Source organism: Prescottella sp. R16 (assembly GCF_030656875.1).
GTDB lineage: Bacteria > Actinomycetota > Actinomycetes > Mycobacteriales > Mycobacteriaceae > Prescottella.
Genome location: NZ_CP130943.1, coordinates 4,141,322 through 4,164,428, shown reverse-complemented (window position 1 = coordinate 4,164,428; position 23,107 = coordinate 4,141,322). Strand labels below are relative to the sequence as shown.

Below are 23,107 nucleotides of genomic sequence, written 5' to 3'. Positions count from 1 at the left end.
ACAGACCCGATGGGAACTTTGGACGGACGTGTCGCGATCATCACCGGCGCGGGACGCGGCATCGGCCGCGAGCACGCACTGCTGTTCGCCCGGGAGGGGGCGGCGGTCGTGGTCAACGACCTCGGCGGCGCCAACGACGGCACCGGAGCGGATGCCGGGCCGGCGCAGCAGGTGGTCGACGAGATCGTCGCCGCCGGCGGGCGGGCCGTCGCGAACACCGACAGTGTCGCCGACTGGGCGGGCGCGGAGGCACTCGTCGCGCAGGCGGTACGCGAGTTCGGCCGACTCGACGTCCTCGTCAACAACGCCGGCATCCTGCGGGACGCCTTCATCGCGGGCATGGAGGAGAGCCAGTGGGACGCGGTGATCGCGGTCCACCTCAAGGGGCATGCCGCGACGCTGCACCATGCCGCCGCCTACTGGAAGGCGCAGTCGAAGGCGGGCAAGCCCGTTCGGGCCGCGGTGATCAACACGGCGTCGGCCTCGGGCACGTTCATGCCGAACGCCGGACAGTCCAACTACGGTGCCGCGAAGGCCGGGATCGCCGCGATGACCCTCGTGGCCGCCGACGAACTCGAACGCTACGGCGTCCGCGTCAACGCGATCGCGCCGATCGCCCGCACCCGGCTCACTCTCGCCACCCCCGGTATGGGCGCACTGTTCGCGGCCGAGGTCCCCGAGGGCGAGTTCGACGCGTTCGCGCCGGCGAACATCTCCCCGCTCGTCGCCCGGCTGGCAGCGGCCGACTGCAAACTCACCGGCAAGGTGTACGCCGTGCAGGGCGGGGCGATCACCGAACTCGTCAACTGGCACGGCAGCGACACCATCGAATCCGACGGTCCGTGGACCGTCGACGATCTCGCCGACCGGCTCGGCTGAAAGGTGTACTCGTGCCACGACATGTGTACGACCTCGGTATCGGCCTGAGCGACGAGCACGCCGCGCTCGCCGACGCGGTCCGCAGCTTCACGGAACGGTCGATCACCCGTGAGCAGGTGCGGGCCGAACTCGACGCTCCGGCGGCGGACGGGCGGCCGGCGTTCTGGACGGCCCTCGCCGACCAGGACCTGCTGCGACTGGGGGTCCCGGAGGATCGTGGCGGACACGGCGCGGGACTGCTCGGACTCGCCGTCGCACTCGAGGCGCTCGGCCGGACCGCGGCACCCGGACCGTTCGTGCCGACTGCGGCCGTCGTCGCGGTCCTGGCTGCCGCCGACACCAAGGCCGGTATCGATGTCCTGCCCGGACTGCTCGACGGAACCCGCACCGCCGCAATAGGTCTCGGTTCACCGGTGGGCGCGACCCCGGACGGTGGCGGCTACCGGCTCGCCGGAACCGTGGACGCGGTGGCCGCCGGGGTGCACGCGGACGTCCTGCTGCTCCCCGCGCGCATCGGGGAGACAGTGCGGTGGGTCGTCGTCGACCGCGCCGACGTCACCGTCGATCCACAGGACGGCGTCGACGTGCTCCGCGGCGCGGCCCGGGTGCGGGCGGTGGACCTCGTCGTCGACGCCGGACGCGTCCTCGACGGACTCGAGGAAACGCGGGTGCGGTCGATCGCGGCCGTCGTGTTCGCCGCCGAGGCCGTCGGCGTGATGTCGTGGTGTGTGTCGACCGCAGCCGAGTACGCGAAGACCCGGGTGCAGTTCGGCCGGCCGATCGGGCAGTTCCAGGCCGTCAAACACAAGTGCGCGCTCATGGGCATCGAGCTCGAAAAGGCCCGAGCCGTCGTGTGGGACGCCGCGTCCGCACTCGACAAACAGGACGCGACAGCAGATTTCGCGTCCGACATCGCGGCCGCCCTGGTGCCGGATGCCGCCGTCCGGGTCGCGCAGGACTGCATCCAGGTACACGGCGGTGTCGGATTCACGTGGGAACACGACGCCCACCTGTACTACCGACGGGCCCTCGCGATCCGCGGGCTGCTCGGCACCCGCGAGGACCGGATCGAACGCGTCGCCGCCCCCGCGCTCGACGGTGTCGTCCGCCGCTCCGAACTCGAACTGCCGGCGGAGGCGTCGGACATCCGGGCGGCCGTCCGTACCGAACTGGCCCCGGTCGCCGCGATCGACGACGAGGACGACCAGCTGATCGCCCTCGGTGACGGCGGCTGGGTGCAACCACACCTGCCGACGCCGTACGGCCGCGGCGCCGGACCGCTCGAACAGATCGTGATCGCGCAGGAGATCGCGGCCACGGGCATCGCGATGCCGCAGCTGCTGATGGGCGGCTGGGCTGTACAGGCCGTCGTCGCACACGGCACCGAGCAGCAGAAACAGGACCTCGCGGTGCCGACCCTGCGCGGCGACCTCGTGTGGTGTCAGCTGTTCTCCGAACCCGGGGCGGGTTCCGATCTGGCGTCGCTCACCACGAAGGCCGTGAAGGTCGACGGCGGCTGGAAGGTCACCGGGCAGAAGATCTGGACCACCGTCGCACAGTTCGCCGACTGGGCGATGCTCATCGCCCGCACCGACCCGGCGGCACCGAAACACGACGGCATCACCTACTTCGTCCTCGACATGTCCACCCCCGGCATCACGGTGCGCCCGCTGCGGGAGATGACCGGGTCCGCCCTGTTCAACGAGGTGTTCCTCGACGACGTGTTCGTGCCCGACGCGAACGTCGTCGGGGCCGTGAACGACGGCTGGCACGTGGCCCGCACCACCCTCGCCGGGGAACGGGTGGCGCTCAGCCAGAAACTCGAGGCCTACGCCACCGACGACGATCTCTACGCGTTCGCCCGTGGCCGCGACCTCGGCGCCGTCGCGCGGCACCGCTTCGGGGAACTCGTCGTCGAGAGCCAGGCCGTCGACCTCATCGGCGCTCGGCTCGTCCTGAAACAGCTGTCGGGAGCGGACGTGAGCACCACCGCGTCCGTCGGGAAACTTCTGGGAATGAGCCTGGGGCAGTCGATTTCGGAGTACGTCGTCGCCGAACTGGGGGAGGCCGGGGTCGTCGCGATCCCCGGACAGCCCAGCGACAAGGCGATGGAACAGCTGATCGCCGGACGCGCCACCACCATCTACGGCGGCACCACGGAGGTGCAGCTCAACGTGATCGCCGAACGGATGCTCGGGCTGCCGCGCGACTGAGACGCACGGACGGCCTGCCGGTCGCCCCGGCAGGCCGTCCCGTGACGGATCAGCCGTGCATCGCGCGCAGCTCGAACTTGAGCACCTTGCCGGTGGGCGTGCGCGGCAGCTCCAGCGGGAACACGATCTCCTCCGGCACCTTGAAGCGCGCGATGAGCCCGCGGGTGTGCTCGATGATGTCCTCGGCGGTGGCCGACGCATCCTTCTTCAGGATCACGAACGCCTTGGGGCGCTCGCCCCACTTCTCGTGCGGCACACCGACGACCGCAACGTCGAGCACGGCCGGATGCGACAGGATCGCCTGCTCGACCTCGACGGTCGAGATGTTCTCGCCACCCGAGATGACGATGTCCTTGGCGCGGTCCTTGAGCTGGATGTAGCCGTCGGGGTGCATCACGCCCAGATCGCCGGTGTGGAACCAGCCACCCGCGAACGCCTCCGCGGTGGCCTCCGGGTCACGGAAGTAGCCGAGCATCACGTTGTTGCCGCGCAGGACGATCTCGCCCATCGTCTCGCCGTCGGCCGGCACGTCGACCATGTTCTCGTCGACGATGCGTGCGTTCTCGGCTTGCAGCATGCCGACACCCTGGCGCGAGATGAGTGCGGCGCGTTCCTCGGGGGTCCGGTCGGTCCATTCCTGCTGGTACTCGCAGATCGTGTACGGCCCGTACACCTCGGTGAGTCCGTACACGTGCACGACCGTGATGCCGAGCGCCTCGAGTTGTGCGATGACGGTCGGTGACGGCGGAGCGCCCGCGGTGGTGATGCGCAGCGCGTCGACGGAGTGGGCGCGCTCGGCGCCGGCGATGGTGGTGCAGACTGCCGGTGCGCCACACAGATTCGTGATGCCGAGGTCGTCGATTGCATCCCAGACGGTATCGGCGCGGACCGCCCGCAGGCACACGTGGGTGCCGGCGGCCGCCGTCACCGCCCACGGCGTGCACCAGCCGTTGCAGTGGAACATCGGCAGCGTCCACAGGTACCGGGTGTTCCCGTCGAAGCCGTTGTGGAACGTCTCGCCGAGGGAGTTCAGGTAGGCGCCGCGATGGGTGTACATGACGCCCTTGGGCTTGCCCGTCGTGCCGGACGTGTAGTTGATCGAGATGACCTGCTGCTCGTCGTCGACGCCCCAGTGCAACGGCTCGTCGGCCAGTCCGTCCCGGCTGTGGAGGAACTCGTCGTACACGCCCGTCACGACACCGGCGGGAACCTCGGGGTACGGGATCGTCGAGTCCGGGATCTCGACGATCTCGGTGACGCTGCCGACGTTCTCCCGCACGGTGCGCACCGAGCCGACGAGCTCGGAGTCGACGAAGAGGATCTTCGCGCCCGCATGGTCGAGGATGTACTCGAGCTCGGCCCCGGCCAGGCGGGAGTTGAGGGCCACCAGCACCCCGCCCGCCAGCGGCACCGCGAAGTGCGCGATCAGCATCTCGGGGGTGTTGGGACACAGGTAGGCGATCCGGTCGCCCGGCTCGATCCGGGACCGCAGCACGCGGGCGAGCCGCTCGGCCTCGTCGGCGAACTCCCGATACGTGTAGCTCCGGTCTCCGTGGACGATCGCCCTCTTGTCGGGGAACACCGTCGCCGAGCGATCGAGGAAGCGCAGCGGACTGAGCGGCGTGTGGTTCGCCGAGGCGGGCAGGGCGGGCACGGATACCTCCATGGTGCTGGTGGTGACGAGACTCGGCGACTTGTGGCGTCACCCGGTCTCCGGCGTTTCTGTGACGGGCGCTACAACCCGTCGGGTCGACGCTATGGGGTGCCGCGAGCGGCCCACTACCCTCTGAAGTGGGTGTCCGAGCGGGTACCCGAGAACCGTTTCCGAAGAACCGACCGGACCCTTTCGAACGAACAGATGACCGACACTCTGAGACCCAGCGACGAGGATGCGATCCGCGCCGAGCTCCGACGCCTGCGCACCAGCACATCGCTGCCGGTGATGTTCGGAGGTGTGGCGGACGGGCCTCGTGTGCGGTTGTCCGGCTTCGTCGGGACTCGCGGCACGATGTTGCGGAACCTCGTGATCGACAGTGCGTGTGGGCTGGGAGGCCGAGTGATGGCGGAACAGCGCCCCGGCGCGGTCCAGGACTACGCGAACTCCCCGCACATCACGCACGACTACGACCACGAGGTGGCCAGTGAGGGAATCGAGTCGCTCTTCGCCGCGCCCGTCGTGGTGCACGGAAGGACCCGCGCCACGCTGTACGGCGGACTACGGGCGAACCTGCCCATCGGTGACGTCGTCGCGGAGACGGTGATGCGTTCCGCTCGCAGCCTCGCCCACGAGATCGAGGTTCGCGACGAGGTGGACCGCCGGCTCGTGATGATCGAGAACGCGCGCGCCGAACCGGCGGCCCACCGCGATCCGCGCGTGTCGGAGGGAATCATCGAGAGCTATCTGGCATTGCGCTCGATCGCCGACCGACTCGACGACCTGAGCCTCGCCGCAGAGATCGAAGCGGTCGAGAAGAAACTGCGCGTGCTCACCACCGGAGGTTCCGAACCGGCGAAGGTGTCCCTGTCGGCCCGCGAGTTCGAAGTGCTCGTCCACGTCGCGCTCGGATGCCGCAACGCCGAGATCGGGCAGCGGCTCGGTCTGCGCCTGGACACGGTCAAGAGCTACATGCGCAACATCATGACCAAACTCGGCGTCCGGAGCCGGCACGAGGCGGTCGTCGAGGCACGGCGGCAGGGCCTCATTCCGTAGCCGATCCGGTCGGCTCGGATCGGCGGACCGTGTTCGAGACCAACGCGATCAGGCACAGAACCGCTGCGGCCGCCGCGAACTCCGCAACTGCTGCCGCGGTTCCCTGATACGTGACGAGGAGTCCGGCCGCGATCGCCGGCACCCCCAGGCCGATGTACGTGACCGTGAAGAACGCCGCCAGCACGGCTCCGCTCGACTCCGGGGCCCGCACGGCGACGGCCGCGCTCACCCGTTGCATACCGCCCGCGAAGGCCCAGCCGTGCCCGATGCCCACCGTCACTGTCACGACGAAGAGCAACGGCAGGCTCGGGATGCGGTCGACGACGAGCAGTCCCACCGTCCCGGCGAACATCACCCCGAGCCCGATACGTTGCGCGACAAGCGGATCGACGCCGCGCATGCTCAGCTGCGACAGCACCGAACACCCCATCACGAGCGCGGCGGCCGCAGCGCCCACCAGCAGGTTGGAGACACCGAGCAGCTCCGCGATCCACGACGGCACCACCGACTGGAACAACCCCACCGTGGCCCAGGCGATCGCGGCCGGCAGCGTCGCCAGGACGAACACCGCTCGGATCTCACGTGGAAGACGCGGGACCTCGACGAGGCGACGCCGGGTGCGGCCGGTCTGCTCGCGGCGCACCGACACCGTCGGTTTCGGGAGGGCGGCGAGCGCGACGATACCCGGGATCAGGGCCGCGGCGAAGAAAACGTACGGCAGCACGGTGGAGTGGGGGAGGTACTCGGCGACCGCCCCGGCGAGGAGCGGGCCGAGCGCCGCGCCCGCCGCGGTGCTCGCACTCGCCGCGCGGGCGGCGCGCACGGTGTCGCGCGCCGGTACATGGTCCAGTAGGGCCGCCGCCCCGGCCGCCGAGCAGGCTCCCACCGACACGCCCTGGAGAATGCGGCCGACCACGAGCCAGGCGGTCGCGTCGGCCACCGCGAGCACACCGGCCCCTGCGAGACCCACGACGAGTGCCGTCACCAGAACCGGGCGTCGCCCCACCCGGTCCGACAGCGGGCCGAAGAGGAAGAGGGCGGGCACGAGGGCGGCCGCGTACACCGCGAAGATCACTGTCTGGGTGACGGGGCTGAACCCGAAGTCCGCACGGTAGACGCCGTAGAGCGCGGTGGGCATGTTCGCGCCCACCAGCAGGATCGCCAGGACGTACCCGATTCCGTGGAAATGGCGTGTCGGCCAGCGGGGCGTGCGGTCGGGAGAGTCCTGCGGGGCGGTCCGGGAACGTACGGTGGTCGTCGGCACGAATACATCCTACGTAGGATGTCCTATGTATTCTGGGTGAGGGTGGCGACTCGTGTGAGGATGAACCGGTGACGGTTGTGCAGAGGGAATCGGCTTACCAGCAGGCGCTGGACTGGATGCGCGCCCGGATCGCGTCGGGCGACTGGCCGATCGGCGAACGGATCCCCACCGAGCCCGAACTGACCGACCTCCTCGGCGTGGGGCGCAACACCCTCCGTGAAGCGATCAAGTGCCTCACCTCCACCGGGATCCTCGAGATCCGTCGAGGGGACGGGACGTACGTGTGCGCGCGCACCGACATCGGAGGACTCCTCACCCGTCGGGTCGCGGTCTCGGAGATGCTCCACGTCTACGAGGTCCGCCGAGCGCTCGAACTCGAGGCGGTGCGGCTCGCGTGTGCCCGCCGCACCGACGACGACATCCGGCGCCTGCGCGAGGCTCTCGATCTGCGGAACGAGACCGGCCGCAGCGGGGACGGCTCTGCGTTCGCCGACGCCGATCTCGCCTTCCACATCGCGGTCGTAGCCGCGGCCCACAACCCCGTCCTCGACGAACTGTTCGCCGGAATCTCGGAGCCGCTGCGCGCCACCTACGACTTCACCGAGGGCGTACACGAACCCGAACTCGGGGCCGGGCATCACCGGAACGTCGTCGACGGGATCGCGTCGGGAGACGAGGCGCTCGCCCTGCGCGGCACGTGTGGTCATCTGGACCTGTTCGTCGCCGGGGTACACGAACGCCGGGCCGATGCCGAGGGGTCGGCGCACACCGGGTAGAAACCTCGAGAAGCGCATTCCGTGTTCGAAAGGTGTTCTCCGCGCCGACAACCGTTGTGCTGCATACGAATCCGGACGAGTTCGCGGACGGGATCCGGCGGGGCGTGGCGACGTACGTCGCGAACTCGGCACGCTACCTGCCGGAGATGGAACGCATCGGCTGATACCGCGGTTGTCGCCGCCGAGGGCCGCGGAGTAGTGTGTCGTCGTTCGTGTCGAATGCGTGCCCGCCGCATCTGCGGGATGCCGAGGAAGAGGAGGTGGGGCTAGTCATGAGTAGCCAACCTCCGAGTACCAGCTGAAATACCGGACAATCTGCGCCGCCTTCCCCGGCGGTGCGTCGACTGGTGTCCGCGACCGTGTGGCGTGTTCCGGTCCGTGGGCCTTCCCGAAAGCAGTACTCGCATGCTCGACAAGCGTCCGATCCGCTCGATCCTGCCCCGGCGTTCCGCCGGCACCGCCGACGACACCGTGTCGCCGGAGCATTCGATGGCCCCCCGGCAGCCCGGCCCGGTACCGCCGTCCTCCGTCGCCGTCGAATCGAGCGTCGTGAACAGTGCCGTCTACCGGGGCGGCCGTCGTATCTCGTCGCCCACGACCCTGGCGGACGCCCTCGCGAGCCTGCCCGATCCGTCGTCCATGGCGTGGATCGGGCTGTACCGCCCCGACGACGCTCAACTACATGCCGCCGCAAAACAATTGGACCTCCACGAGCTCGCCGTCGAGGACGCGATCGTCGCACACCAGCGGCCCAAACTGGAACGCTACGGCGACACCCTGTTCGTGGTGCTGCGCGCCGCCCGCTACCTCGACGAATCCGAATCCGTCGACTTCGGGGAGCTGCACATCTTCTGCGGCCCCACGTTCGTGCTCACCGTCCGGCACAGCGAGTCACCGGACCTGTCGAACGTGCGCACGCGCATGGAGCACGAGCCGGAGCTGCTGCAACTCGGCCCCGAAGCCGTGCTGTACGCGATCCTCGACGCCGTCGTCGACGGCTACGCACCCGTCGTCGCCGGGCTGCAGAACGACATCGACGAGATCGAGACCGAAGTGTTCAGCGGCGATCCGAGGGTGTCGCGACGTATCTACGAACTCTCCCGTGAGGTCATCGAATTCCAGCGCGCCACCAAGCCGCTGCTGGGGATGCTGCGGGCGCTGTCGGCAGGCTTCGACAAATACCAGACCGACGCGGAGCTGCAGAAATACCTGCGCGACGTCACCGACCACGCCACCACCGTCGTCGAACGCGTCGACGGATTCCGGGCACTGCTCGCCAACATCCTCACCGTCAACGCCACCCTCGTATCGCAGGCGCAGAACGAGGAGATGCGCAACCTCACACAGGCCAGCCTGGCGCAGAACGAGGAGATCAAGAAGATCTCGTCGTGGGCCGCAATCCTGTTCGCCCCCACCCTCATCGGCACCGTGTACGGCATGAACTTCGACATCATGCCCGAACTGCACTGGGCGGGTGGCTACCCGTTCGCGCTGACGCTGATGTTCCTCACCTGCTTCGGTCTCCACACCGTCTTCAAGCGGCGCGGCTGGTTGTAGGGGGCGGCGACGGGCTACAGTCTCGGCGTGACCGAACCTCGCGCGATCGACTCAGGGGCGCTGCTGACGCGGCGTCGCCACGTCGATTTCGCGCTCGTGTGTACCTGCGGTTGTCGCTGACCCCGATCGGCCCCGACGACCATTTCGCCGGGCAGTTCCTCCTGCCCGGAATCCCCACACGAACGACAGGGTTCTCTCATGACCACAGCTTCCGTCTCCCGTCTCTCCGCCGTCGTCTCCGCCACCGCCGATGCGGTGGCGCAGGACGCCGGCAAGGCGCACGTCGTCTTCCGGGCCTCGGCCCGGGCGCACGACGCGGTCGCCAGCACCGTCTCGCTGGGCAAGTACGCGATCGAGGTCGACGAGCCGCCGGCCCTCGGTGGTGACAACACCGCCCCCAACCCCGTCGAGTACTACCTGGCGTCGCTGCTGTCCTGCCACGTGGTGACCTACCGGTTCTGGGCCGAGCGCCTCGGCATCCGGGTCGACGACATCAAGGCCCGCGCCGAGGGCGACCTCGACGTCCGTGGCTTCTTCGGGTTCGACGACGCTGTGCGTCCCGGCTTCGGGGAGGTGCGTGTCGTCGTGACCGTCACCGGCCCGGAATCACGGGAGCGCTACCTGGAACTGCACGCGGCCGCCGAGACGCACTGCCCGGTGCTGGACCTGACCCGTAACCCGACGCCGGTCGTCTCGGTGCTCGAGACCCCGTCCGCGGGCTGATCGATCCCGACGCGGCCCGGCGACGCCGGGCCGCGTCGAACCCGCGCGAACGCGGCGATCGGGTGTCACTATGGACCCCGTGGATCTGCCGATCGCGCCACCCCTGCAGCCGATGCTGGCCAAGGCCGCGTCCGGAGTGCCCGAACAACCTGCCGACGCACCCGTGTGGTCGTACGAACCGAAGTGGGACGGTTTCCGCGCCATCGTGTTCCGGGACGGCGACGACGTCGTGTTCGGCTCCCGCGGCGGCAAGGACCTGGCCCGGTACTTCCCGGAGATGGTCGAGGCAGTGCGCGCCGAGTTGCCGCCGCGCTGCGTCGTCGACGGTGAACTGGTGGTGCCGCGGGAGGTCGGCGGACGGACCCGGCTGGACTGGGCGTCACTGTCCGAACGCATCCATCCCGCCGACAGCCGGGTGCGGTTGCTGGCCGCCGAGACCCCGGCCCGGTTCATCGGCTTCGATCTGTTGGCGCTCGGCGACGCGGACTTCACGAAACGTGCGTTCACCGAACGGCGGGAGGCGCTGCTCGGAGCCGTAGGCGGAGGACCGCGCTGTCACGTCACCGCCGCGACACTCGACGCCGAGACGGCCGAGCGCTGGTTCGAGACGTTCGAGGGTGCCGGACTCGACGGTGTCGTCGCCAAACGCCTCGACGGCCACTATCTGTCGAACAAGCGGGAGATGGTGAAGGTCAAGCACTCTCGCACCGCCGACGTCGTCGCGATGGGGTATCGGCAGCACAAGTCGCTGCCGGGCATCGGATCGATCCTCCTCGGCCTGTACGACGACGACGAACTGCGCATGGTCGGGGGAGCGTCGGCGTTCACCGCGAAGCGCCGCATCGAACTGCTCGCCGAACTCGAACCGCTCCGTGTCGGCGACGACGTCGTCGCCGAAGGGGAGGCCACCCGGTGGCAGTCGAGCATCGACCGCAGCTGGATTCCGCTGCGGCCCGAGCGGGTTCTCGAGGTGGCGTACGACCAGATGGAGGGCGGGCTCGGTGAACACGGCAGCCAGGCCGGGGTCCGGTTCCGGCACGCCGCGCGTTTCCTGCGCTGGCGCCCCGACCGCGTCCCCGAGTCGTGCGCGTTCGAACAACTCGAGGTTCCGCTGCGCTACGACCTCGCCGACGTCCTGACGGGAGAACACTGAATCATGGCTGCCACCAATCGATCTCCGGCAGAGGAACTCGACGTCGACGGTGTACCCGTGCGGCTGTCCAACCCGGACAAGATCTACTACCCGCGCCTCGGGGCGGACGGCGGCACCAAACGGCACCTCGTCGAGTACTACCGCACGGTCGCGACCGGCGGGGAACTGCTGCGCGCGCTGCGGGACCGGCCGACCCACCTGCAGCGCTTCCCGGACGGCGTCGAAGGCGAGGAGATCTACCAGAAGCGGGTGCCGGCCAAGCGTCCCGAACACGTCGCCTCGTGCGAGATCACGTTCCCGTCGGGGCGCACCGCCGACGCCCTGCGGGTGCGCAGTGCCGCCGACATCGTGTGGGCCGCGAACCTCGGCACGATCACGTTCCACCCGTGGGCGGTGCGCTGCCCCGACGTCGAGCATCCCGACGAACTGCGCATCGACTTCGACCCGCAGCCCGGCACCGACTTCGACGACGCCCGCCGTATCGCCCTCGACGTCACGGCGCCGCTGCTCGACGAACTCGGCCTGATCGGATTCCCGAAGACGTCGGGCGGACGTGGCCTGCACGTCTACCTCCGGATCGAACCGCGCTGGGACTTCACCGCGGTGCGCCGCGCCGGGATCGCGCTGTGCCGGGAGATCGAACGTCGCAGCAGCGGCCGCGCCACCACCTCCTGGTGGAAGGAGGAACGCGGGCAGCGCATCTTCCTCGACTTCAACCAGAACGCCCGCGACAAGACGATCGCGTCGGCCTACTCGGCGCGCAACACCCCGATCGGGACGGTGTCCACACCGGTGACCTGGTCGGAACTCGAGACCGTCGACCCCGACGACTGCACGATCGCCACCGTCCCCGGCCTGCTCGCCGACCGTCCGGACCCGATGGCGCACCTCGACGACGTCGCACACCCCCTCGACGTCCTGCTCGAGATGGCGGATCGGGACGAGGCCGCCGGACTCGGCGACCTGCCGTACCCGCCGAACTACCCGAAAATGCCGGGCGAACCGAAACGTGTGCAGCCGAGCCGGGACCGGGATCGTAACGAATCGGCGCGATAGGTCTCATCCGTCCGTTTCGCCCCGCATCGAGCCCTTCCGCCCGTAGGCTGCGCCAATCACAATGGTGTGAGGAGCCGAACCGGAGGGCGCCATGACGATCCAGGTCGAACGCGGGCAGACGTCGAGCCCCGCGCCGCCGCAACCGGTGCCGCCGCGGCCCCGCACCGAGATGCTGGTCGATCCCCGGTTCCTGCCGCTCGCCGACAGGTTCTTCTCGCTGTACCGGCAGCCGCAGAACGGCGGTGGTGCGCTCGTCGCGTACGTGCACGGCGAGAAGGTGCTCGACATCTGGGCCGGTCACGCCGACCGGGACCGGCGCTGGAACCACGACACGGTCGCCCTGTCGTTCTCCACCGGCAAGGGTGTCGCGAGCACGATCGTCCACCGGCTCGCCGAACGCGGCATCGTCGACTACGACACCCCCGTCGCCGCCTACTGGCCCGAATTCGCGGCCGCCGGCAAGGAGTCGATCACGATCCGTGACGTCCTCACCCACCGCAGCGGCCTGCACAAGGTGCGCGGACTGGTTCCCGGCCGCACCGGCCTGCTCGACTACGACACCGTGATCGACGCCCTCGCCGCCGCCACCCCGGACCGTCGCCGGCTCCGCGGACCCGGCTACCACGCCGTCACGTTCGGGTGGCTCGTCGCCGAGATCGTGTCGCGTGCGACCGGCAAACCGTTCACCGACATCGTGCGCAAGGAGATCGCTGAACCGCTCGGCGCAGACGAGTTCTGGTACCGGGTGCCCGCCGCACACAAGCCGCGGATCGCGAAACTGTTCCCGCACATCAACCCGGGCGGGCTCGACTGGCGGCTGACGTCGACGGTGCTCGCGCACGCCGGCCCGCTGCGAGGCCTCGCGGAGGCCGCGATGCCCGACGGATTCGACGAGCTCGTCCGCAACCCCGCCGTCCACGACGCCGTCATGCCCGGCTGGAACGGCGTGTTCAGTGCCCGCTCGCTGGCCCGCATGTACGCCGCGATCGCGAACGGCGGCGTCATCGACGGCACCCGTTTCCTGCAGCCCGAGACCCTCGAAAAGCTGGGGACGGTGCAGACCCGGGACCGCGACTACGTGCTCGGCGTCAAACTCGGCTGGCGTCTCGGCTACCACCCGCCGCTGCTGGCCAGCCGCACCCAGCCCACCCGCGGCGTCGGCCACTACGGCGTCGGCGGATCCGGTGCATACGCCGACCCGGAGACCGGACTGGCACTCGCATTCGTCACCAACCGGCTGGGCAACGCCGTCACCGCGCTCGGTGACCTGCGGCTGGCCCGGCTCGGCGCGGAGGCACAGACGATCGTGCAGAAACAACAATGAGGGAGGTCGGACGATGAGCAACGTCTACCGGGTGATCAAGGTCGTCGGCTCGTCGACGGACGGCGTCGACGCGGCGATCGCCAATGCCATCAGCCGCGCGAGCGAGACCATGCGCAACCTCGACTGGTTCGAGGTCGTCGAGACCCGCGGACACATCGAGAACGGCACCGTCGCCCATACGCAGGTGACACTCGAGGTCGGATTCCGACTGGACTAGGGCACAACGTCCCGCACTGCCGGTCGTGGCGTACGGAACCTCGACCCGAACTGGAACACGTTATAGTCTGTTCGAGAACGACAGTCTCGGTCGGGTACTCACAGGTAGGGAAGAACTGTGGCTTATGTGATTACGCAGGCGTGCTGCAACGACGCCTCGTGTGTGGACGTGTGTCCCGTCAACTGCATTCATCCGACACCGGACGAGCCGGAGTTCGCCACCACGGAGATGCTCTACATCGACCCGCAGACCTGCATCGACTGCGGTGCGTGCGTCGACGAGTGCCCCGTGGACGCCATTTTCGGCGACAACGAACTCAGCGAGGCGCACGCCGTCTACGCCGACATCAACGCCGCCTACTTCGAGAAGCACCCCATCGGTGACGACTGGCCCGAACTGCCCGAGCCGCGGCACCTGCCCGCCGACCTCGGCACGCTGCGCGTCGCGATCGTCGGCTCCGGGCCGTCCGCGTGCTACGCGGCGCTCGAGCTGACATCGCATCCGCGCGTCGAGGTCGACATGTTCGACCGGCTGCCCACCCCGTACGGCCTGGTCCGTGCCGGCGTCGCCCCCGACCACGGCGGCACCAAGGCCGTCACCGACGTCTTCCGGTCGGCGCTGAGCAAGCGGTCCGTGCAGTGCCACTTCAACGTCGAGGTCGGCAAGCACATCGACCACGACGAACTGCTCGCCCACCACCACGCCGTGATCTACGCCGTCGGCGCCGCCAGCGACCGCCGTCTCGGTGTCCCCGGCGAAGACCTGCCCGGCAGCCACGCCGCCACCGAGTTCGTCGCCTGGTACAACGGCCACCCCGACTACGCCGACCGCACCTTCGACCTGTCCGGGGAACGCGCCGTCGTCATCGGCAACGGCAACGTCGCCCTCGACGTGGCCCGCGCCCTCGTCCTCGACCCCGACGAACTCGCCAAGACCGACATGGCAGAGCACGCCGTCGAGGCATTGCGCCACAGCAACATCCGCGAGGTCGTCCTCGTCGGACGCCGTGGACCCGCACAGGCCGCCTACACCAACCCCGAACTCATCGCCCTCGGCCAACTCGCCGACGTCGACATCGTCGTCGACCCCGACGAGGTCGTCCTCGACTCCGTCAGCCGCGCCTGGATCGACGGCCCCGACTCCGAACCGTCCGAGAAACTCAAGGTCCGCCAGGTCGAAGAATTCGCCAAGCGCACCACCACCGACGGCCGTAAGCGCATCGTGCTGCGCTACCTGGCATCGCCCGAGGAGATCATCGGCACCGACCGGGTCGAAGGCGTGCGCCTCGTCCACAACGAACTCGTCGCCGACGACTCCGGGAAACTCGTGGCCCGCGCCACCGACCGCACCGACACCGTCGACACCGGCCTGGTGCTGCGCTCCATCGGCTACAAGGGCCTGCCCGTGGCCGGTATACCGTTCGACGAACGTCGCGGCGTCGTCCCCAACGAGAACGGGCGCGTCATCGACCCCGACACCGGCGCCCCCGTGCCCGGCGTCTACGTCGCCGGCTGGATCAAACGCGGCCCCACCGGTGTCATCGGCACCAACAAACACTGCTCGGCCGCCACCGTCGACATGCTGCTGGCCGACTTCGCCGGCGGCGCGCTCGCGCAGCCCGACGGCGACCGCGAGAAGCTGACCGCCCTGGTCGGGGAACGTCAACCCGACACCGTCGACTTCCAGGGCTGGCAGCGCATCGACAAGCACGAGCGTGCACTCGGCGCCGAGAGCGGGCGCGCCCGCACCAAACTCGTCGACCTGCGGGCCATGCTCGACGTCGCCCGCACCGACGAAAGCTGACACCACCCGACACAGTTGTGCAACGAGCGCCCGGTATGCCTCAATGGTTGTGCCGGGCGCTCGTTCGCGTTCGGGTGTCGAACAAGGGGGTCGTCATGACCGGCACTACACGTCGGAGTTTCCGCAGGAGCACTGCCGGTCGCAGGCTCGCTGCCGCCGCGGTGAGCGTCGCCGCCACGGGCGCAGTACTGGCCGCACCGGCCCAAGCCGCACCACTCTTCCCCGGCGGTCCCGACATCCCCGAGATCCAGCTGCCGCAGTTGCCGTCGCTGCCCGAGGTACCGGGCGTGCCCACCCCACTGCTGCACCTGCCCGACGGCGTCGAACTGCCGCCGCAGGTGCGGGCCATGCTGCCGACCGGATCGGTCGCCCCGGCAACCCCGCCGATCGGGCCCGCCAACTTCTCGGCACCGTCGATCGACCCTGCGCCCGGCGAGGTCGTCGGTGTCGCACAACCGATCATCATCCGGTTCGACGAAGCGATCGGTGACCGCGCCGTCGCCGAACGCGCCATCCGTGTCACCGCCGGCGACGGTCCGGCAGTGGAGGGCTCCTTCTACTGGATCAACGACCGCCAGGTCCGGTGGAAGCCCCACCAGTTCTGGCCCGCCAACATCCCCGTCACCGTCGACGCCGGCGACACCCGCTCCACATTCTCGATCGGGGACGCCCTCGTCACCGTCGCCGACGACGTCACCAAACAGATCACCGTCACCCGCAACGGCGACATCGTCAAAACCATGCCCACGTCGTTCGGTAAACCCGGCTACGAAACCCCCAACGGCACCTACATCGTCGGCGAAAAATTCCGCGACATGTACATGGACTCGTCCACCTACGGCGTTCCCATCGACAGCCCCGAGGGCTACCGAACCTACGTCGAATACGCCACCCGAATCTCCTACAGTGGCATCTTCGTCCACGCCGCACCCTGGTCGGTGAACGACCAGGGGCACCGTAACGTCAGTCACGGCTGCCTCAACGTCAGCACCGAGGACGGCCGCTGGTTCTACGAGAACGCCAAAAAGGGCGACCCCGTGATCGTGCAGAACACCGCCGGTGGAATCCTCAACGGCGCCGACGGCCTGGGCGACTGGAACCGGTAGCCGCTGTGCACCTTTTCGGTAGCTGCAACTATCGAAAAGGTGCACGGTTGCCATAGTCATGCCATGACCGTCACTCGTTCGATCCTGCTGTTCGCCCTGGCCGCACTGTTCGAAATCGGTGGCGCCTGGCTCGTATGGCAGGGCGTCCGCGAACAGCGGGGTTGGCTGTGGATCGGCGCCGGCATGATCGCCCTCGGCGTCTACGGCCTCGTCGCCACCCTGCAACCCGACGCCGACTTCGGCCGCATCCTCGCCGCCTACGGCGGCGTGTTCGTGGCCGGATCCCTGCTGTGGGCCGTCGTCATGGACGGCTTCCGTCCCGACCGCTACGACATCGCCGGCGCACTCCTGTGCCTCGCCGGCGTCGCCGTCATCATGTACGCGCGGTGAGCCGCCGTGCGCCTTTTCGGTAGCAGCTACCGAAAAGGTGCACGGGCAGCTCCGCTGCTCACCAGATCTTGACGCGCTGTTCCGGTTCCAGATAGAGGGCATCGCCGGGACGGACGTCGAAGGCCTCGTGGAAGCTGTCGAGGTTGCGGATCACGCCGTTGCAGCGGAACTCCGGCGGCGAGTGCGGGTCGACTGCCAATCGCCGCAGTGCTTCTTCCTTACGCGCCTTCGTGCGCCACACCTGCGCCCAGCCGAAGAAGACCCGCTGCAGCCCGGTCAGGTCGTCGAGGACCGGAGCCTCGGTGCCGTCGAGCGCGATCCGGTACGCCTCGAGCGCGATCGACAGGCCACCGAGGTCGCCGATGTTCTCGCCGATCGTGAACTCGCCGTTGACGTGATGGCCCGGCAGGTCCATGGGCTCGAAGTCGTTGTACTGCTCGATGAGCGCCTTGGTGCGCTTACCGAATTCGGTGCGGTCGTCGTCGGTCCACCAGTCGACCATGTTGCCGTCGCCGTCGTACTTGGCGCCCTGATCGTCGAAACCGTGCCCGATCTCGTGGCCGATGACCGCGCCGATGCCGCCGTAGTTGGCGGCGTCGTCGGCGGCGGCGTCGAAGAACGGGGGCTGCAGAATCGCTGCGGGGAAGACGATTTCGTTCATGCCCGGGTTGTAGTAGGCGTTCACGGTCTGCGGCGTCATGAACCACTCGTCGCGGTCCACCGGCCCGCCGAGCTTCGCGATGTCGCGGTCGTGGTCGGCGGCGTAACCGCTGCGGTAGTTGCCCACCAGGTCGGCCGGGTCGACCTCGACGGCCGAGTAGTCCCGCCACTTGTCCGGGTAGCCGATCTTGGGGGTGAACTTCTCGAGCTTCGCCAGCGCGGCCTGCCGAGTCGTCGGGCTCATCCACTCGAGGTCGGAGATGTTGCGGCGGTAGGCTTCCTGCAGGTTCGCTACCAGTTCCTGCATGCGCGCCTTGGACTCCGGCGGGAAGTGCCGTTCGACGTACAGCTTGCCGACGGCCTCACCGAGCAGATCCTGCACGAGCGAGACGCCGCGCTTCCACCGCTCCCGGTTCTCCTGCGTGCCGCTGAGGGTCGTGCCGTAGAACGCGAAGTCCTCCGCGACGATCGCCTCCGTCAGGTACGGCGCCCGCGAGTGCAGGATCCGCCACGTGGCCCACGCCTTCCAGTCCTCGATCGGCTGCGACGTCCACAGCTCGGTGAACGACTCGACGAAGCCGGGCTGACGCACCACGACCTCGGCGAGCTGCCCCTCGGTGGCCTGCAGCCCGGAAATCCAAGCAGACCAATCGAATCCACCGTGGCGGGACTGCAGATCGTCGAGGGTGAGCAGGTTGTAGCTCAGCTCCGCGTCCCGGCGCTTGACGACATCCCAGTGACCGGCCGCGATCGCGGTCTCGAGATCGAACACACGCTGCGCGTCGTACTCGATCCCGGCCAGTTCGAACATCTTCCGGATGTGCGCGACGTACGCGTCGCGGATCGGGGCGTAGTTGTCCTCGCGGTAGTACGACTCGTCGGGCAATCCGATCCCGGACTGCGTGAAGTGCACCAGGTAGCGTGACGAATCCTTGGCGTCGGTGTCGACGTACTGGCCGACCGCGCCGCCGACACCGGTGCGCTGCAGGCGTCCGACGATCCCGGCCAGCTCGCTCGGGTTCGCCGCATTCGCGACCGCCGCGAGTTCGTCCGCGATCGGGGACAGGCCGGCAGCCTCGACGGCGTCGGCGTCCATGAAGCTCGAGTACAGGTCGCCGATCTTCTGCGCGTCGGTGCCGTGCGCCGCGCCGGACGCGGACGCCTCCTGGACGAGGGTCTTCACGTCCTCCTCCGCCTTGTCGTACAGCGTGCGGAACGCGCCGTCCACCGCGCGGTCGGCCGGGATCTCGTACTCGTCCAACCACTTGCCGTTGACGTGCACGAAGAGGTCGTCCTGCGGGCGCGCGCCCGCGTCGATGTGGGTGAGGTCGATACCGGAACGAGTCATGCACTCCATCTTGGCATCGAGTGCGCCGGAGGCGGCGGTTGTGAAGGATTCCGCCCGCGTACCGGCAGGAATTCTTCACAACCCGCGGCCGGAACCGTGGCGCCGCCGTCTGCGTCGAACTCGGTATGACGCCACGACAGGTGCATGCCGCGATGGCCCGGCAGGACGGTGTGGTCACGCTCGACCAGGCGCGGGACGCCGGGATGTCCGAGTCCGCGATCGGACGCAGGGTCCGCTCCGGGGAGTGGCGGCGGCTCGCCACCGGCGTCTACTTGCGTTCCGATCGTGCACACACCCCGTCCGTCGAACTACGGGCCGCGGTGTACGCGGCCGGGACGGGTGCGGCAGCGTCGGGGGCGAGTGCCGCATGGTGGCACGGACTACTCGACCGGCCTCCGGCGCGGCACACCGTCACGATCCCTGTCTCGCGAACTGTCGTGCGGCACAGCAGTGTTCGGATTCGACGCCGCACCCTCGACTGGAGGGACACCGAGTCGCGGCGGGCACTGCGGGTGACCGGCCTTCCGCTGTCGGTACTCGAAGCAGCGGTCGATGTGCGGGCCGGTTCCGTGCTCATGGACCGCGCGATCCAACGGCACACGACGCTGGAGGCGCTTGCCGCAGCGCACGAACGCAACGCCCGACGGCACGGCGCTCCCGCCGCGGCCCGGTTGCTGCGCGCAGCCGGGGAGGGAGGGGCGTCGGAGGCAGAGCGGATGCTGCACCGGTTGCTGCGGTCGGCGGGACTGACCCGGTGGCGGCCGCACGTGGTCAGCTGTGGCTACGAGATCGATGTCGCGTTCGTCGCCGATCGGGTCGCGATCGAGGTCGACGGGTGGGCGTGGCACCGTGACGTCGAGCGATTCAACCGGGACGCCCAACGACAGAACACCCTGATGAACGCGGGGTGGCGGGTCCTGCGGTTCACGTGGCACCACCTGCACAACGACCCGGAGGCGGTGCTCGCGCAGATCCGTACCGCGCTGACCGCAGGGTTGTGAAGGATTCCGCCCGCGTACCGGCAGGAATTCTTCACAACCCGCGGAAGCCGGAACGTGCGGACGGCTCGTCGGCGGCTTTCTCAGGACAGCCGGGCGGAGGCCGCGGCGCGCACCAGGATCTGCCCGGACGCATCGACCAACTGCGATTCGATCAGCGCGATACGGCGTCCGGCCCGCACCACGTCGGCGACGGCACGGATGTCGGGGCCGTCGACGGCGGGGGAGCGGACGAAGTCGATGCGTAGATCCAGGATGCGGTACTGCTGCCCGGCTGCCGTGAGAGTCTGTGCGGCAAGGCCGTTCACGAGGTCGGCGGCAGTGATGAGGATGCCGCCCTGAATGGAGCCGAGCGGGTTGCTCATCCACTCGTTCGGGGTGAATGCTGCGGTGACGCAACCGCGTTCGATGTCGGTGAGTCGAAGATCGAGCAGGCCTGCGAGGGGGCCGCGGGCGATCGACTCGGATGCGATCGCGTCGACCGTGTCGAGGCCGGTGCGGCCGGCCAGCTCGTCGGCACTCGCGCTCGGCTCGGAGGCGGGCACGGGCAGGCGCTCCCCGCCGAGCACCGTGTCGGCGCTGGACCGTGGCCGGGTGACGAGGATGCCGCGGGACTGCAGGACCGCGAGCGGGGTGCCGACGTCGTCGTGCATCGTCCCGGACGCGAGTCCCATCCCGGCGTCCAGATCGAGGTGGGTGGCGTCACCGGTGGCGACGACGACACCGGTGGTCGGCATCGGCGCGGCCAGCGTCGCGGAGAGCTGCGACAGCACCATGCCGGCGTCCTCGGGGATCGAATTGCCCAACGATCCGCCGGGGCAGGCGTCGGCGAGGATGCCGACGGACCCGAGGATCGTCTGCCCGCGATGGTCGTGGAACCGGGGGCCCACCTCCTGCGCCAGCACCAGGTGGCCCGGGCGGATCGCCCGGGCCTGCACACCCATCAGCAGGTTCAGCCGGTCACGCAGCTCGGGCAGGGCGGGATCGAGTTCGGTCGACGTCACCGGTCCTGTGTACCACCCGAGTGCTCGACGACGTCAGCCGCCGAGTCGCGCGTGCATCTCCCAGACGAGGATCTCGGCGCCGGTCTCGGACGTGACGGTCTGTCCGCCGGACGCGGTGAGACGGACGGCGTCGCCCTCGTACAGGTCCCCGACGCCGTCCATGTCGGCGCTGCCCTGCGCGACGAACACGTGCACGAACGGTGCCTCGGGCAGTCGCACCGACTTGCCGGGCTGCAGTCGGGCCACGTGCAGCGTCGCGTACTTGTTCTTGATGCGGATCGCAGCGTGATCGCGGTAGCGGGGCATACCCGATGCGACCGGGACCAGTCCGCCGTCGAGGAGTTCGGCGTCGATCTCGAGCTGCTCGTAGCCGGGGGTGATGCCGGCTTCGTCGGGCACCACCCACATCTGGACGAAGTGCACCGGCTCCTCGTGCTCGGTGTGCTCGCTGTCGGGCAGCCGCCACGAGTCGTTCTTCTCGGAGTGCAGGATGCCGGTGCCGGCGCTCATCCGCTGGGCGAGGCCCGGGTAGATGACGCCCGAGTGTCCGATCGAGTCCTGGTGTACCAGCGAACCGCGCAGCACCCAGGTGACGATCTCCATGTCCTTGTGCGGGTGGGTGTCGAACCCCTGTCCGGGCGAGACGGTGTCGTCGTTGTTGACGAGCAGCAGACCGTGGTGGGTGTTGTCCGGGTCGTAGTGGTGTCCGAACGAGAACGAATGCTTCGAGTCCAGCCACGGGATCCGGGTGGTGAGGCGGTCGCCGGCGCGGCGGACGTCGATGTGCGGGGTGGTCAGGGTGGGCACGGTTCCTCCTCGGTGACGGGCACGGGCGGGGCGGGGCGGTGACGGCCGTCGACTCACAGCGTACGAACAGCCGTCACCGTGGCGGTCAGGAGAGTGTTTCGTGGGTGGCGGGAATCGATCCGAGCCGTCCGGCCTGGTAGTCCTCGAACGCCTGCAGAACCTCGGCCTTGGTGTTCATCACGAACGGTCCGGCCATCGCGACGGGTTCGCGGATCGGCTGCCCGCCGAGGACGAACACCTCGAGCGACTCGGTGCGCGAATCCTGCGTGTCGGCGGCCGCGATCGTGATGGTGTCGCCGCGTCCGAGGACCGCGGTCCGGCCCGACGAGATCGGCCGCCGGTCGGCACCGACGAACCCGTCCCCGGCGAGGACGTACACGAGTGCGTTGAAGTCCGGGTTCCACGGCAGGGTGACGCTCGCTCCGGGCGCGATCGTGGTGTGCGACAGGGCGATCGGGGTGTAGGTGGATCCGGGTCCGTGGTGGCCGCCGATCTCGCCGGCGATGACACGGACCAGGGCGCCGCCGTCGGGGCTCGACACCAGTGCGACCTTGCTGCCGGTGATGTCCTGGTAACGCGGTGCTGCCATCTTGTTGCTCTTGGGCAGGTTGACCCACAGTTGGACGCCGTGGAACAGGCCGCCGCTCGTGACGAGGTGCTCGGGCGGGGTCTCGATGTGCAGGATGCCGCCGCCGGCGGTCATCCACTGGGTGTCACCGCCGCCGATGGTGCCGCCGCCGCCGTTGGAATCCTGGTGTTCCATGATCCCGTCGATCATGTAGGTGACGGTCTCGAAGCCGCGGTGCGGATGCCACGGGGTGCCCTTGGGTTCGCCGGGCGCGTAGTTCACCTCGCCCATCTGGTCCATGTGGATGAACGGGTCGAGGTGGGCGAGGTCGATGCCGGCGAACGCGCGGCGCACCGGGAAGCCTTCGCCCTCGTAGCCGACGGGGGCGGTGATCATGCCGCGCACCGGGCGGTCGACCGCGTCGGGTGCGGGGGTCCCGAGGCGGGGCAGCGTGAGGATGTTGTCGACGGTCACGGCGGGCATGGCGTCCTCCAAGTGATTGATGTTTCAACTAATTTACCGTACTCAACGCACATCGGGTCCCGATATTC

The 23,107-nt window shown here is 69.1% G+C and carries 20 protein-coding genes; 14 read left to right on the top strand and 6 right to left on the bottom strand.

Going from position 1 to position 23,107, the window contains the following annotated elements; all coding sequences use genetic code 11:
* Positions 1–9: 9 nt before the first annotated feature.
* Positions 10–879, top strand: coding sequence for an SDR family oxidoreductase (locus Q5696_RS19455; RefSeq protein WP_305092886.1), 870 nt, complete (start codon positions 10–12; stop codon positions 877–879).
* An 11-nt stretch (positions 880–890) separates the two neighbouring features.
* The gene (locus Q5696_RS19450) at positions 891–3,092 is read left to right on the top strand and encodes an acyl-CoA dehydrogenase family protein (RefSeq protein ID WP_305092885.1); all 2,202 of its coding nucleotides are present in this window, start codon (positions 891–893) and stop codon (positions 3,090–3,092) included.
* A gap of 49 nt (positions 3,093–3,141) precedes the next feature.
* On the opposite strand, the gene Q5696_RS19445 is transcribed toward Q5696_RS19450, so the two are convergent.
* On the bottom strand, positions 3,142–4,758 hold the full coding sequence (locus tag Q5696_RS19445) for an AMP-binding protein (RefSeq protein ID WP_305092884.1): 1,617 nt from the start codon (positions 4,756–4,758) through the stop codon (positions 3,142–3,144).
* A gap of 192 nt (positions 4,759–4,950) precedes the next feature.
* On the opposite strand from Q5696_RS19445, the gene Q5696_RS19440 reads away from it, so the two are divergent.
* Positions 4,951–5,802 carry a helix-turn-helix transcriptional regulator gene (locus tag Q5696_RS19440; protein WP_305092883.1) on the top strand — a complete coding sequence of 284 codons (852 nt, stop codon included), beginning with the start codon at positions 4,951–4,953 and terminating at the stop codon, positions 5,800–5,802.
* On the opposite strand, the gene Q5696_RS19435 is transcribed toward Q5696_RS19440, so the two are convergent.
* Positions 5,792–7,066: an MFS transporter gene (locus Q5696_RS19435; RefSeq protein WP_305092882.1), complete on the bottom strand. Its 1,275-nt coding sequence runs from the start codon at positions 7,064–7,066 to the stop codon at positions 5,792–5,794. The two genes, Q5696_RS19440 and Q5696_RS19435, sit on opposite strands and share 11 nt — an antisense overlap.
* A 68-nt stretch (positions 7,067–7,134) precedes the next feature.
* Between Q5696_RS19435 and Q5696_RS19430 the strand changes: the two genes are divergently transcribed.
* From Q5696_RS19430 to Q5696_RS19385, 10 genes are all read left to right on the top strand, one after another.
* Positions 7,135–7,842: a FadR/GntR family transcriptional regulator gene (locus Q5696_RS19430; RefSeq protein ID WP_305092881.1), complete on the top strand. Its 708-nt coding sequence runs from the start codon at positions 7,135–7,137 to the stop codon at positions 7,840–7,842.
* A gap of 489 nt (positions 7,843–8,331) precedes the next feature.
* On the top strand, positions 8,332–9,399 hold the full coding sequence (locus Q5696_RS19425) for a magnesium and cobalt transport protein CorA (protein ID WP_370654951.1): 1,068 nt from the start codon (positions 8,332–8,334) through the stop codon (positions 9,397–9,399).
* Between the two features lie 198 nt (positions 9,400–9,597).
* Positions 9,598–10,122 (top strand): OsmC family protein, encoded by a 525-nt coding sequence (locus tag Q5696_RS19420; protein ID WP_305092879.1) that lies wholly within the window; start codon positions 9,598–9,600, stop codon positions 10,120–10,122.
* 79 nt (positions 10,123–10,201) lie between these two features.
* Positions 10,202–11,275 (top strand): ATP-dependent DNA ligase, encoded by a 1,074-nt coding sequence (locus tag Q5696_RS19415; protein ID WP_305092878.1) that lies wholly within the window; start codon positions 10,202–10,204, stop codon positions 11,273–11,275.
* Positions 11,276–11,278: 3 nt separating this feature from the next.
* Entirely contained in the window at positions 11,279–12,331 is a 1,053-nt protein-coding gene (locus tag Q5696_RS19410; RefSeq protein WP_305092877.1) for a DNA polymerase domain-containing protein, read from the top strand.
* Positions 12,332–12,422: 91 nt separating this feature from the next.
* On the top strand, positions 12,423–13,655 hold the full coding sequence (locus Q5696_RS19405; protein ID WP_370654826.1) for a serine hydrolase domain-containing protein: 1,233 nt from the start codon (positions 12,423–12,425) through the stop codon (positions 13,653–13,655).
* 13 nt (positions 13,656–13,668) lie between these two features.
* A complete protein-coding gene (locus Q5696_RS19400) occupies positions 13,669–13,872 on the top strand; it encodes a dodecin (RefSeq protein ID WP_305092876.1) in 204 nt (67 codons plus the stop codon).
* Positions 13,873–13,989: 117 nt separating this feature from the next.
* Positions 13,990–15,675 (top strand): FAD-dependent oxidoreductase, encoded by a 1,686-nt coding sequence (locus Q5696_RS19395; RefSeq protein WP_305092875.1) that lies wholly within the window; start codon positions 13,990–13,992, stop codon positions 15,673–15,675.
* A 95-nt stretch (positions 15,676–15,770) separates the two neighbouring features.
* A complete protein-coding gene (locus Q5696_RS19390; protein ID WP_305092874.1) occupies positions 15,771–16,781 on the top strand; it encodes a L,D-transpeptidase in 1,011 nt (336 codons plus the stop codon).
* Between the two features lie 63 nt (positions 16,782–16,844).
* Positions 16,845–17,171, top strand: coding sequence for a YnfA family protein (locus Q5696_RS19385; protein WP_305092873.1), 327 nt, complete (start codon positions 16,845–16,847; stop codon positions 17,169–17,171).
* Positions 17,172–17,229: 58 nt separating this feature from the next.
* On the opposite strand, the gene Q5696_RS19380 is transcribed toward Q5696_RS19385, so the two are convergent.
* Positions 17,230–19,188 carry a M13 family metallopeptidase gene (locus Q5696_RS19380; RefSeq protein ID WP_305092872.1) on the bottom strand — a complete coding sequence of 653 codons (1,959 nt, stop codon included), beginning with the start codon at positions 19,186–19,188 and terminating at the stop codon, positions 17,230–17,232.
* Between the two features lie 116 nt (positions 19,189–19,304).
* Here Q5696_RS19380 and Q5696_RS19375 point away from each other — a divergent pair, with 116 nt between their 5' ends.
* Positions 19,305–20,180 (top strand): type IV toxin-antitoxin system AbiEi family antitoxin domain-containing protein, encoded by an 876-nt coding sequence (locus tag Q5696_RS19375; protein ID WP_305092871.1) that lies wholly within the window; start codon positions 19,305–19,307, stop codon positions 20,178–20,180.
* A gap of 80 nt (positions 20,181–20,260) precedes the next feature.
* On the opposite strand, the gene Q5696_RS19370 is transcribed toward Q5696_RS19375, so the two are convergent.
* From Q5696_RS19370 to Q5696_RS19360, 3 genes are all read right to left on the bottom strand, one after another.
* A complete protein-coding gene (locus Q5696_RS19370) occupies positions 20,261–21,181 on the bottom strand; it encodes a PaaI family thioesterase (RefSeq protein WP_305092870.1) in 921 nt (306 codons plus the stop codon).
* Positions 21,182–21,214: 33 nt separating this feature from the next.
* Complete coding sequence (locus Q5696_RS19365) at positions 21,215–21,988, bottom strand: pirin family protein (RefSeq protein WP_305092869.1); 774 nt, start codon at positions 21,986–21,988, stop codon at positions 21,215–21,217.
* Between the two features lie 85 nt (positions 21,989–22,073).
* Positions 22,074–23,039 carry a pirin family protein gene (locus tag Q5696_RS19360; RefSeq protein WP_305092868.1) on the bottom strand — a complete coding sequence of 322 codons (966 nt, stop codon included), beginning with the start codon at positions 23,037–23,039 and terminating at the stop codon, positions 22,074–22,076.
* Between the last annotated feature and the right edge of the window lie 68 nt (positions 23,040–23,107).